General features: G+C 56.1%; 11 protein-coding genes. 1 reads left to right on the top strand and 10 read right to left on the bottom strand.

All coding sequences use genetic code 11. The features are described 5' to 3' along the window. Nucleotides 1-50 precede the first annotated feature (50 nt). The 3 genes from AC2FH2_RS08085 to AC2FH2_RS08095 are packed head-to-tail and all read right to left on the bottom strand — an operon-like array spanning nt 51 to nt 2,467. The gene (locus tag AC2FH2_RS08085) at nt 51-1,127 is read right to left on the bottom strand and encodes a helix-turn-helix domain-containing protein (RefSeq protein WP_496823288.1); all 1,077 of its coding nucleotides are present in this window, start codon (nt 1,125-1,127) and stop codon (nt 51-53) included. Nucleotides 1,128-1,181: 54 nt separating this feature from the next. Continuing rightward, entirely contained in the window at nt 1,182-1,922 is a 741-nt protein-coding gene (locus AC2FH2_RS08090) for a hypothetical protein (protein WP_496823289.1), read from the bottom strand. Then, nucleotides 1,919-2,467, bottom strand: a complete 549-nt coding sequence (locus AC2FH2_RS08095; RefSeq protein WP_496703108.1) for an RNA polymerase sigma factor — start codon at nt 2,465-2,467, stop codon at nt 1,919-1,921. The genes AC2FH2_RS08090 and AC2FH2_RS08095 overlap by 4 nt, the downstream gene beginning before the upstream one ends. 285 nt (nt 2,468-2,752) lie before the next feature. Between AC2FH2_RS08095 and AC2FH2_RS08100 the strand changes: the two genes are divergently transcribed. Beyond that, a complete protein-coding gene (locus tag AC2FH2_RS08100) occupies nt 2,753-2,896 on the top strand; it encodes a hypothetical protein (protein ID WP_496693718.1) in 144 nt (47 codons plus the stop codon). A 151-nt stretch (nt 2,897-3,047) separates the two neighbouring features. On the opposite strand, the gene AC2FH2_RS08105 is transcribed toward AC2FH2_RS08100, so the two are convergent. The 7 genes from AC2FH2_RS08105 to AC2FH2_RS08135 all read right to left on the bottom strand — a co-directional run bounded on the left by AC2FH2_RS08105 (nt 3,048) and on the right by AC2FH2_RS08135 (nt 11,574). After that, nucleotides 3,048-4,559, bottom strand: a complete 1,512-nt coding sequence (locus tag AC2FH2_RS08105; protein WP_496710111.1) for a M81 family metallopeptidase — start codon at nt 4,557-4,559, stop codon at nt 3,048-3,050. Beyond that, nucleotides 4,559-6,205 (bottom strand): amidohydrolase, encoded by a 1,647-nt coding sequence (locus AC2FH2_RS08110; RefSeq protein ID WP_496823290.1) that lies wholly within the window; start codon nt 6,203-6,205, stop codon nt 4,559-4,561. Before AC2FH2_RS08110 ends, AC2FH2_RS08105 begins: the two co-directional genes overlap by 1 nt. An 11-nt stretch (nt 6,206-6,216) precedes the next feature. Continuing rightward, the gene (locus tag AC2FH2_RS08115; RefSeq protein WP_142636099.1) at nt 6,217-7,140 is read right to left on the bottom strand and encodes an oligopeptide/dipeptide ABC transporter ATP-binding protein; all 924 of its coding nucleotides are present in this window, start codon (nt 7,138-7,140) and stop codon (nt 6,217-6,219) included. After that, nucleotides 7,137-8,117 carry an ABC transporter ATP-binding protein gene (locus tag AC2FH2_RS08120; protein ID WP_142636097.1) on the bottom strand — a complete coding sequence of 327 codons (981 nt, stop codon included), beginning with the start codon at nt 8,115-8,117 and terminating at the stop codon, nt 7,137-7,139. The genes AC2FH2_RS08115 and AC2FH2_RS08120 overlap by 4 nt, the downstream gene beginning before the upstream one ends. Then, on the bottom strand, nt 8,114-8,971 hold the full coding sequence (locus AC2FH2_RS08125) for an ABC transporter permease (RefSeq protein ID WP_271948708.1): 858 nt from the start codon (nt 8,969-8,971) through the stop codon (nt 8,114-8,116). Before AC2FH2_RS08125 ends, AC2FH2_RS08120 begins: the two co-directional genes overlap by 4 nt. Before the next feature lie 12 nt (nt 8,972-8,983). Beyond that, nucleotides 8,984-9,922, bottom strand: coding sequence for an ABC transporter permease (locus AC2FH2_RS08130; RefSeq protein WP_271948705.1), 939 nt, complete (start codon nt 9,920-9,922; stop codon nt 8,984-8,986). An 86-nt stretch (nt 9,923-10,008) separates the two neighbouring features. Further along, nucleotides 10,009-11,574 (bottom strand): ABC transporter substrate-binding protein, encoded by a 1,566-nt coding sequence (locus tag AC2FH2_RS08135; RefSeq protein ID WP_142636091.1) that lies wholly within the window; start codon nt 11,572-11,574, stop codon nt 10,009-10,011. Nucleotides 11,575-11,583: the final 9 nt, after the last annotated feature.

An 11,583-nucleotide genomic window follows, 5' to 3' on the forward strand; every position in this document is an offset into this window, starting at 1 on the left:
AGTATTCAATGCGGCAGACCGGGCATTTTGGTCTGATGGCCCTGTTTGGACTACAGCGCCGCTGTCCAAACTCTGTAACGTCCCTGCCCTGTCACCTCGCGGATCAAGCCCCTCCGGCTGAAACGGTCAATGTTGCGCTGAACCGCAGCGCGTGAGGCTTTAGTCAGCTCTTCCGCCAATGGGGCCGAGACCATTGGCCAGGCCGTAAACACGTCGATCAGTCTTGGTGGTGTGCGCCCGCTCAACTCTGCAGTGGTCTCTCTGGCGCGCTGCTCCCAGGCGCTGACCCGGTCCAGGTGCAGCAAGGCGGACAATACCGCCTGCCCTGTTCCCCTGATCCAGGCAGCAAGCTTTTCTGATGGTTCACCAACACCTCTCAACGCACCCGGACCCGACAGCACCAAGGGCATGAACACAGCCCCGCCCCGCCCCATCTTGGCCGCATGACGGGCGGCAATGATTGCAGCCTCGGTATCCTGTCCGATGCCTTGAGACAGGGCCCGCCAGGCATGAAAACCGATGGCGGCCTGCGTCACCGGGTGCAGCCCCTCGGAATAGCGCATGACTTCGGCAAGATCGGCGATGGCTTCGGGGACTTCGTCAATCCCCTGCGCAATTCGATCTAAAAAGGCTGTCAGGCCGGTTTCCCACCCGCCATCCGATGGCGCGGCGCCGGATGTTAGCCGCCGTACGGCCCAACCCGCGCGGTACAGGGCCTGCACATCATCCCCGGTTGCACCAATGCGAAGCCCGGTCCAAAGCGCCAGCCGATCAACGCTGATCCGGTCTCCGGTCCACCATCCCAAATCGGATACATCCATCAGCGCCAGCCGGTGTGTCCACCCATCCGGACCGGCGCGCAAACGTTCGTCCAAGGCGCCAAAACTAACTGCCAGGTCGGCCAGTTCCAACGACAGATCTGCCTGCGCCGCACGCCAGTCCCTGGGATCAAACAAAAGACTGCGGTCGACCCTTGGACCGGGCGGCAGGAAATCCTCGACAGCCTCTTCGTCAGGTGGCAGGAACCACAGATCATCCTCATCAGCGTCGTCATCATCATAGATGCTGCGCGGGCCGAGGGGGTCCTCGTCCTCATCCGGATCGGGAATGACGGGTGTGGTGGTCATGTCCTCTATATTTCTGGTATTTCCGCAGGTTCACAAGGCGTTTTTGACGCGACCTCAGCTTGCAAAGGTCGCGGTTAGAATATCCAGCTTACTTTCCAGGTCAGTCTGATCGCTGTCACCAATCAACATATAGCCATAACCGTCTTTGGACCAGGTCGCCGTCGCCAACCCGCTGAGCACTGCCTCTTTCAAATCCTTGCTTGGCGCGCCTTCACCTTGACGGATGACACAGAAGGCAAAAGGCTGCCCCTGTTCATTCGCAAAGACCACTTGAACCAACGGTTTGCCCCTGAAGGACAACACCTGCGCACGCTTCAATTCCATCCCCGGCAACGCCTCAAGAGTGTCACGTCTCAAGGACAGACCCAGCTGTGCCTCGGCCTGATCAAACTGAGTTGTCAACGCCTGTTCCGAGCTGTCCATCCCCGCGATCGTGTCCGCCGCATATAGTGATTGATAGATCGCCGCCTGCTCAGCCCACCCCATGGGCTGAGGCCTAGTTACCCAATATGTGGCCGACACAGAAATCACCGCGACAGATGCAGCTACTGCCAACAGGCGCAGAGGGCCGCCACTGGTTTGTATCTCGGCATTTGGGTCAGGCAAAACCATCCGGGGCATCTCGGCCGGGACATGTTCAAACACCGCTTGTACCACCGGTGCGAATGGATCATGCCCCATCAGGCGCGCCTCAAGCTCGGGTTCGGCCGCAACCGCAGCTTCTATCGCCTGGGCCTCGGCTTCATTCGCTTTGCCTTCCAGATACGCTTTGAGAACTTCATCGGAAAACTTCATTTGCGACTCCGTCGAACGGCATCTGCCGCCTCATGCTGCATCACGACTTTCAGTTTTTGTCGCGCATTGGACAGCCTGCTCATGATCGTTCCTATTGGCACCTCCAGCAATGCTGCGGCCTCGCGGTAGCTATAGCCTTCGACATAGACCAGCATCACCGTTTCTCGCTGTGCTTCTGGCAACTGCATCACTTGGGTAAACACTTCGGCGGCGAATATATTCGTTTCCGAGTCCGGTCCGGATGCAATCAGCTCTGACTCTGGGGTCAACGACAGTGCCTGCGCTTTTCGGACCGAGCGGGCACGCAGCTCATTCAACCAGATTGAACGGCAGATCGTCATCAACCAACTGTCCAACCGCTCAAATGACGTGACCTGGTGGTGGCGTTCAAGCGCACGCAGGCAAGTAGCCTGCAACAGATCATCGGCCACATCGGAAGCACCCGACAGGGCAAGCCCAAACCGCCAGACGCGCCTCGAATGCGTCTGGATCGCGCCGCGCACGGCCTGCTCGGAACTCAATTCACCGACCATAGTTTGCTTCACGACCTCTATCATTTTCACGAACCAGGTTCGCTGGGTCAGGCCTGACATACCCTGCGCGGGAAAGAAATGGAACTTATGTTGAAAAGGAAAGTACCATGAGGTCTTTGAAATTTCCCGTGATCTGATCGGAAATCCGCAGGCTCTGACCGAAGCATCCTCACTAGGAACGGAGTCTACATCCGGACAGCCGGATCAAGGAGATGGGTTTAGGTCGCGAAGATACACGTACATAACAAGTTCGACATGCAGGCTTCGGTCGATTTGATGCTTGCGATCAAGGACACGATGAAACCCCTCGTCGATCAGGGCATGTCCATGGATGAAGTCCTGGCGCAAAATCCGTTATCCGTCTTTGAGAAGTTCGCCTGGTTTCACATTCCAACCGAGCGGATGACGATGATTATCTATTGTCTGCTGGCAGAGAGCTGAAATTCTCTTGGCCGAAATCACCTCCTAGAATTTGGCCGTCGAGAATAAGGGCACAATGCGAGGCAGTTAACTGCCTCGCTCAAAACCCCACACAGCCCGCAAAAGGCGCGCTTCACAGATGATAATGGACCCGCAAGATCAGCGGAATTCGCTAGCCTGTGCCAGTTGAGGCAACGGTAGCGCAGCGAGTGTTAACCAGCCTTCTGGAGATACAAGTGTAGGGGATTTCTTCCAGGTTGCAGAGAAAGGCACCTGGCGAAGAAACGGAACAGATATTTCCTGCAATAGGTTCGAAGTCCGCTCGGAAATGTACGGTGCTTTTTACACAGATAACCGCGTAGTTCGTTGGGTCTAATCCGATATGAGTAAAATGCGCGCGATCAAGACATTGGTTCCGTATACTTGTGACAACAAGGTCAATACTTGCCTCGTGCCCAACCAAACGTAGGGCAGCTGTCTCGCCCAGCGTAGCTATCCCACCGCCATACATTTTTCCGGTATAGCGACAAATGCCATCACCCAAAGCCAGAACTTCAAACTCTGCTTTGACTGGAACGTGCCCAGCCAAATTGGACTTTGCACCGACCGCAAGTTTTACCCGTGCACCTTCTCCGGCCTCATGGGCTTGTTTTGCACTTTCAGGGTCATGGAACAGACCCATTAAGACACTCTTTGTCCCGCCCTCAATCAGTGCTGCCAGCAGGCCAGTAGTATCTGATGTCCCGCCCGCACCAGCGTTGTCCTGGACATCTGCGACAACAATGGGTTTTCCCCGCCTCTCGCGACATATCGAAACGGTTTCCTCCAGAGACAACATCGAACAATCAAGATCGGCTTCGCGAGATACAAACAAATGCACGACTTCTTCCACGGCAGCAGCAGCTTTCTGGGCTGTGGCCGCGTAGGCAAGACATGATGGGCCTGTGTCTGAGAAGTCCGCCGCGGTGAAGCCGAGGGCGATTTCTGCCAGAATTTCCTGCTTCTCAAATCTTTCGGGCAACTGATAGATCTCGCTGAATGGCTTGGAGCCCGTATGTTGCGCATGCAGAGGGATGAGGTAAGGCACCGGTTGGAAAGCCTTGTAGAGCGTTTCACCCGCTAGCAACCGCTGCAGGACAGGAACGCATCGTGCGCCCGTTTCCGCCATATCCAAGTGGGGATAGGTTCTAAAAACAGACAAATAGTCTGCATTGTCGACCATCTCAGCCGAGATGTTGGCGTGAAGGTCCAAACTTGCGACCACTGGCACTTCGAAGCCCACAACTTCACGTACACGACGCAGAAGCTCTCCCTCACCGTCAGCGAGGCTTTCGGTGACCATTGCCCCGTGGAGATCGAGATAAACGCCATCAATATCGCCCACATCCCGGATGCGATCCAACAACATCTCGCAAATTGTTTCGAATGCGTGATCGGTTACATGTGCAGACGGCTCGGCAGAACACCACAGGGTTGGTGCGACTTCAAATCCTGCTGCCGCTGCTGCTTTCGCAAAACCGGCGATAGGTAGGTTCATGCCAAACGTTTCCGATATCACCTGTGCACCGTGCAACATGCCGGGCCAGGAATCGGCCATCTCAAACTCGTGCAGACCGGCCTGCGTCACACCAAAGCAATTAGTTTCATGCTGAAAACCCGCGATCGCAATACGCTTGGTCGCCATCAAGTGTGCTCGATTTCTTGTTCGGCATGGGGCGCAGCAAAAACACTTTGGCCATTGCGGATCGTTTCAAGCACCCGCGTATCTGTCAGGCGGTCCGGATCGTGCAGTGGATTACGCGAAAGGACAACAAAGTCAGCAACTTTGCCCGGTTCGACAGAACCGCGCTGCTCGTCCTTGAAGACTTGCCAAGCAGCGTCGATGGTCTGAGCGCGCAAGGCTGACAGAACGCTGATCTTCTGATCTTCACCGAGCACGCGGCCAGAAACGGATTTTCGATTTACCGCACAGTGGGCCAGATGAATCGGACGCGTCGGGGTGACCGAGGCATCATTGTGGATTGTATATCGCAAGCCAAAACGTTCAGCAGACGCCGCAGGGGATATCCGCTCGGAGCGCTGCGGCCCCAAGAACGTATCGTAGTGGCGATCACCCCAAAAATGTATATGAGCCGGAAAAAAGCTGACGGTAAGTCCAAGCTGGACCATACGCTCCAACTGATCATCCCGCAGAGCCTGACCGTGGATAATGGTGTGGCGATGATCTGGGCGGGGATGCGCAATAAGCGCCTTTTCCACCGCATCTATGAACATCTCGGCACCGGCATCACCATTGCAGTGGCAATGCATTTGCAAGCCCTTGCTATGGAGTTTTCTGACGTCGGCATCTAGCTGTTCTTGTGAGGTGTAAACCATCCCACAAGGGTGACAGGGATCGGATGGCTTGAAATACGGGGTAGACAAAAACGCGGTCTGCAACTGAAAAGCCCCGTCCGTGAACAATTTGCGCGGACCCAGTGTGAAATGCGGGTTGCCGGGCCAGTTCGTACCTATCCAATGCTCGGACAATTCGGGTTCCAGACTTCCGACGGGTAAGAGCTCAATGTCTATTCCCGGATCCAGATCCGCGGGCTGGCTGGCAAAGTGTTCCAACATGGTTTGCGACGCCCAGGCGTTTTGGGCATAGGTCACACCATAGGATAGGTATTCGTCACGACAGGCCTCAAAGCCTTGCCAGAACCTTTCGCGGTCAATCAGGAAATCAGTATCGCCCATCTCGCCCATGGCCGATAATCCTTCGATCAATCCCGTCAGGGCTCCGGTTTCAGGATCACGGCCAAAGCGGCCGCCTTCTGGATCAGGTGTTTGACAGTTTAACCCGCGCCTCTGAAGGGCAACAGAATTGGCTACGCCACAGTGCCCCGACGCATGAATAACCCAGATTGGATGACGCTGTGATACATCGTCCAGCTCAGCCCGCGTAGGCATGCGGCCTTCGCGAATGGCAGTATTATCAAACAACACCCCCATGACCCATTCACCCTCGGGCGTCTCGCCAGCCTTTTCCCGAATCCTGTTCAACGCCTGCGCCATGTGCTTGCAGTCCCCTAAAGGGGGCGACGATAAGTCGACACGGAACAGCCGTATGAACCCTGGATCCGGGAAATGCCCATGCGGGTCGATAAACGCCGGCATCAGTGTACGACCTTGAAGGTTATACTCATGTGAGTCAGCCGGCATGCGTGCGCGCAGATCTGCTTCAGCACCGACGGCCTGAATACTTTTGCCTTCGGTCAGAACAGCCTCGGGAGAGGAGTTCTGTGCATCCATAGTCAGGATTGTGCCGTTAAAATATAGTGTGCTTGGCATTGGGTTTCCTACTACGACAGCGGGGCCAGACAACGCAGCCCGTGGCCGCCATTTACTTCCCATTCCGGAGTCTGGGTGCAGATATCCTTGGCAAAGGGACAACGCTCGCGGAACTCACAACCGGACGGGCGTTTGAGCAAACTGGGGGGCTCACCTTTAAGAGCGATCCGTTCCAACCGCGCATCCGGGTCCGGCTCTGGGTTGGCACTCAGCAGGCAGCGGGTATAGGGATGGCGCGGCTCGTTAAAGATGGCCTCGGTTGTACCTTCTTCAACCAATCGGCCCAAATACATGATGCCCATTCTGTCAGCCACATGGCGTACGACGCTAAGGTTATGCGTGATAATCACCATCGCAAGCCCCAGCCTTTCGCGCAGGTCGTTGAGCAGGTTCAGCAGCTCGCCCTGAACCGACACATCGAGACCTGCAGTGGGCTCATCCGCAAGGATCAATTTGGGTTCCAGTGCCAGTGCACGTGCCACACCCACACGCCGAGCTTGGCCACCAGATAGCTGATAAGGATAGCGGTCCGCGAAATGCGTGGGCAAGTTGACCATTTCCAACAGGCGCTTGGCTTCGGCGTCCATGTCACGGTCCTTCATGCCCTGAATGCGGTAAGGCTCGGTAATCAGACTGCGGATGGTCAGACGCGGCGACAGGCTTCCTACCGGGTCTTGAAACATCATTGCCATGTCTTTGCGCAACGGGCGCATGACACTTTCGGGTGCGCCCCGAATTTCCTGACCTTCGAAGGTGACCGAGCCATCTTGCGCAGGTGCTAGCCCGGCAATGGCGCGAATGACCGTGGTTTTACCAGACCCACTTTCACCTACCAGCGCGTAAGTCTCTCCGGGTTCTACGGTAAAGCTGACACCCGCCAGTACATTGACCGGGCCATAGCTGGTATTGAGGTCCACAACGTTCAGCAAGCTCATGATGCGACCTCCTGATGGTTCAGCCAGCACGCAGCGTGATGGCCTTCTTTCAATTGATCCAGTGGCGGCACTTCGGTGGCGCAGCGCGCCATGGCCTGATCACAACGATCCCTGAAAATGCAGCCCCCCGGCAGGTTAGCCAAGTCGGGCACTTCACCGGGAATCGTTGGCAATACACGGGCACGCTCTTTGATGTGACCAGGGTCGCATTCGATCAGTCGGCGTGTGTAAGGGTGTTTAGGATTGTGGAAAATCTCCCGCACGTCCCCGCTTTCAACAACTGCGCCAGCATACATCACAACAACCCGGTCGCAGAGTTCTGCGATCACGCCCAAATGGTGCGAGATGAACAGGATGGCACAGTGAAACTCGCGCTGCAGCTCTTGCAGGCGCTCAATGATCTGCACCTCCAGTGTCGCATCCAGTGCAGTTGTCGGCTCATCCGCAATCAAAAGATCAGGTTCGGACATCAACGCCATCGCGATGGCGATCCGTTGACGCATCCCGCCAGAGAATTCATGCGGATATTGCGCCAGACGCGCCTCAGGGTCAGGAATGCCAACAGCGCCCAACATTTTGGCCGCGTGCGCCAACTTGTCAGCCTTGGACTGTCTGGATCGGTGCTGAATATCCAGCATCTGCTGACCGATAGTCAGAACCGGGTTGTGCGTTTGCATCGGATCCTGAAAGACGATGGATATATCCGCCCCGCGCAGGTCCCGCATGTGCCGATCAGAAGCTTGCAGCAAATCCTTCCCCTTGAACCTAATTTCTCCTTCACGGAACCGGGTATTGGGCGCGGTCAAACGCAGAATGGATGAAATCAATGTGGATTTACCACAACCGGACTCTCCCACGATGCCAACGATTTCACCTTTGTTGACGTTGAATGTGATGTCCCTCAATGCCCTGAGGTCGCCACGGCCTGTTTCGTAATCGACGCAAAGCTGGTCGATTTCCAGAAGTGTCTCGGTCATCGCTGTTTCCTCAGTTTCGGGTCAACTACATCGCGCAGGCTTTCACCCAGAAACGTGAAGCCAAGCGTTGCCAGAATGATCGGCAGGCCTCCGCCAACAACCAACCAAGGAGTTTGGCGGATCAGGGAATAGCCATCCTTAAGCAAAGCACCCCAGCTCGGGGTCGGAGGCTTAACGCCCAGACCCAGGAAGGACAGGCCGGCCTCAAGCGCGATGACTGTAGGGATATCCATGGCTGCCAACACAGCCAGAACGCCAATGATGTTGGGCAGCATATGAACGCCTAGAATGCGCGCCATGCTGGCCCCCATTGAACGTTCAGCCAGGATGAACTCAGAGTTGCGAAGTGTCAGCGTTTGGGTCCGCGCCACACGCCCATATGTTGGGATCGAGGTCGCCATGACGACAAACACGACCGTCTGCAGACTGGGCCCGATCAGGGCCACAACGGCCAGCGCGAACATCACTGTCGGAAAGGACCGGATGGTATCGAAGAACAGCATTAGAAGATTATCGAGCCATTTCGGCCCATACCCTGCAATCATGCCCAGTGTCAGGCCAATCGCCATTGCTCCGAACACGGCGGGCAATGCCACCTTGAGCGCAACTTGGCCCCCCGCGATGACCCGCGAAAACGTATCGCGCCCTAACTGATCTGTGCCCAGCAGGTGTGCCATAGACGGTCCCTGCAAGCGGGATTTGATATCCATCGCAATCGGATCATAGGGTACGATCCAATACGCAAAGATTGCGCAGAAAACGATGACACCGACGATGATTAAGCCCATGAGGCCAAGCGGGTCGCGCGCAACGCCGACTATGATCTGGCCCATTTCGGAACGAGATTTTTCCATGTGCCTGCCTCCTCAATGAGCCGTGCGCGCGCGTGGATCAAGCAGCGCATTGATCAGATCGGCCAATGCGGTCGACACCACGAACAAAGCTGTTGATACTAGGACAGAGCCCATCACAATCGGGTAGTTTCGGGTCGTAATGCTGTCGATGACCAGTTTGCCCAAACCAGGTCGGGCAAAGACGATTTCAGCGAAAACCGCCGAGCTGAGAAGAAAACCCATCCCAACACCGATCACGGTAACCACGGGCAAAATGGCGATCCGCAGCGCGTACACCATGACCACGCGACGTTCGGCGATACCAAAGGCTCGGGCCGTGCGGACATGGCTTTCACCCATAACCTCCAGCATCGAGGCGCGTACCAACCGGGCAATATAGCCAACCCAACTGAGCCCGATGGCAAAGGCGGGCAGGACCAAATGGTCAAGACGGTCAAGGAAGCCTTCCCCGGCACCGATCGCGGGAAACCATTGTAGATGCACTGCAAAAACCAAAAGAGCCAAGAGCGCGACAACAAAGGCCGGAGCGGCCACAAAACTGACAGATATCGCGGCGGCAACCCGGTCGATCAACGTATTGGGATGCGCAGCCGCATAGGCGCCGAGTGCGATGCCCAGCGTTGCTGACCACAGGATCGACGCGAAAATCAGTTCCAGTGTGAATGGTAGTTGCTGGAACACGATGTCAGTCACGGAACGACCCGAAAAGACATCGGTTCCCAAGTCACCCTGCAAGAGGTTTCCGTAAAAAATCAAAAGCTGTTTCCAGATTGGCTGGTCCAGCCCCAACGCTACTGTGAGTTGGGCCTGAAGCTCGGGCGTGGCGCGTGGGCCGAGCATGATTTGGACCGGGTCGCCTGGCACGGCGCGGATCATCAGGAACATGACGGTGACCGCCACGAACAGGATAAGCAGCGACAGCCCGAAGCGACGGGTTGCGAATTTCAGCATGGCCAACTGGCTCCTTTTGGCTTGATGGCGTTGGTGTTGGTACGGCGAGCGTTACGCACCCGCCGCACCCGGTCGACCTGGGGAGATCAGGTCGCCTTGCCAAAATAGCGAAGCAGGGACAGGCCATCTGGCCGCAGCGCTGGAATGACGCGTGCGCTGTGAATAACCGGTGTCGCCTCGTGAGTGATAAAGCGATAAGCACCGCTTTCTTCCATCAGATCCTGCGCACGCTGATACATTTCAGCTCGCTTTGCGATGTCCGTTTCAGCAGCCGCAGATTCATGGATTTCGTTAAATTCCGGGCTGTTAAACCGTTCCCAGTTCCATTTCCCGATCTGTTCTGGTGTGAACCACGACGTCGCATAATACGGATCAGGCGTCATCGAGAAACGGTTCAGAACAAGCTGTAGGTTCTCATTGTCACCAGACGCCCAGAATGCCCCGGATTCCAGAACGTTAACCTCAACCGTGATTCCGATCTGCGCCAGCGTCGCCTGAATAATCTGTGCAGTTGTTGTAAAGGTCGTCTTGTTCAACGTATCGAGGGTTAGCGTGACATTGGTTTCACCGGATTCCGCGAGCAACTGCGCGGCTTTCTCGAAGTTCGCCTCAGGTGGTACAAGCGAAGATGGCCGATGGCCAGCAAGGCCCGGTGCGATGATGCCGGTAGCCGGTTCAGCAGCTCCAAAATATGCTGCCTCCAGGATGCTCGGAACATCCACTGCGTGCTGAATTGCCTGCCGCAGTTTTTGATTTTGCAGCTTTGGATGCTCGACGTTCATTCCCATCCAGACATAGTAAAGCGAGGGTTTCTCAACCAGCGACCCACCATTGGGAACCCCGGCGCGATACCGCTCAACTGAGCCCAGCGACACGCGAGTTACGTCCAACTCGCCTGCCTCGAACGCAATCTCGGCCGTGTTTTCATCATCGATCGGATAGATCTCGACGGTATCCCAAGCGGGGGCATCCCCTTTCCAGTCAGGGTTGCGCTTTAGAACGGTCTTTTCTTTGGGCGACCAACTGTCTCGCAGATACGGGCCGGATTCCGCAACCGGATCAGCACCGATCCGGCCACCGGCGGCTTCGACCGCTGCCTTGGAGACGATGTTGCCAGTAATATACGGCAGGGCAATCGACCAGATCGGGGCAAACGGGCTGTTCAGAACGATTGTCCCTTCACGGTCTCCTGTCACTTCAACATGGCTGAATGGCCCTAGGTCGGGCTTATTCGGACTGTCGGTCGCGTCGTCCACGATCCGTTCCATGCTGAATTTGACGTCTTCAGCAGTCATCGCGCCAAATCCGTTAGTGAATCCAATATCGTCACGCAATGCGAACTTGATATGGGTCGGGTCAACCTGCTCGATCATAGTTGCCGCATCCATTTGCCAACCCCATTCCTCGCCCGGCTTGTATTGGATCAGCTTGTTGTAGATGGAGGCATGCACTTCTTCTTCAACGACACCAACGGAATGTGCTGGATCCATGTTCTGTGCATCACCATAAGCCCGCACCCGCAGAACACCGTCGTCTGCTGCAAACGCGCGGTTCGCCCACCCCATCGGAAGCGCTGTAGCGGCCCCTAGCGCAGTTGCACCTTTCAGAAACCTCCGGCGACCAACATTGGCCTTTGTCCATTCGATCTTCATAGTATCCTC

It is taken from the genome of Ruegeria sp. YTSA105 (genome assembly GCF_059610225.1).

Excerpts from the sequence above, each read along its gene's own strand:
- AC2FH2_RS08085 (WP_496823288.1), bottom strand. The coding sequence starts at position 1,127 with ATGACCACCACACCCGTCATTCCCGATCCGGATGAGGACGAGGACCCC.
- AC2FH2_RS08090 (WP_496823289.1), bottom strand. The coding sequence starts at position 1,922 with ATGAAGTTTTCCGATGAAGTTCTCAAAGCGTATCTGGAAGGCAAAGCG.
- AC2FH2_RS08100 (WP_496693718.1), top strand. The coding sequence starts at position 2,753 with ATGAAACCCCTCGTCGATCAGGGCATGTCCATGGATGAAGTCCTGGCG.
- AC2FH2_RS08105 (WP_496710111.1), bottom strand. The coding sequence starts at position 4,559 with ATGGCGACCAAGCGTATTGCGATCGCGGGTTTTCAGCATGAAACTAAT.
- AC2FH2_RS08110 (WP_496823290.1), bottom strand. The coding sequence starts at position 6,205 with ATGCCAAGCACACTATATTTTAACGGCACAATCCTGACTATGGATGCA.
- AC2FH2_RS08115 (WP_142636099.1), bottom strand. The coding sequence starts at position 7,140 with ATGAGCTTGCTGAACGTTGTGGACCTCAATACCAGCTATGGCCCGGTC.
- AC2FH2_RS08120 (WP_142636097.1), bottom strand. The coding sequence starts at position 8,117 with ATGACCGAGACACTTCTGGAAATCGACCAGCTTTGCGTCGATTACGAA.
- AC2FH2_RS08125 (WP_271948708.1), bottom strand. The coding sequence starts at position 8,971 with ATGGAAAAATCTCGTTCCGAAATGGGCCAGATCATAGTCGGCGTTGCG.
- AC2FH2_RS08130 (WP_271948705.1), bottom strand. The coding sequence starts at position 9,922 with ATGCTGAAATTCGCAACCCGTCGCTTCGGGCTGTCGCTGCTTATCCTG.
- AC2FH2_RS08135 (WP_142636091.1), bottom strand. The coding sequence starts at position 11,574 with ATGAAGATCGAATGGACAAAGGCCAATGTTGGTCGCCGGAGGTTTCTG.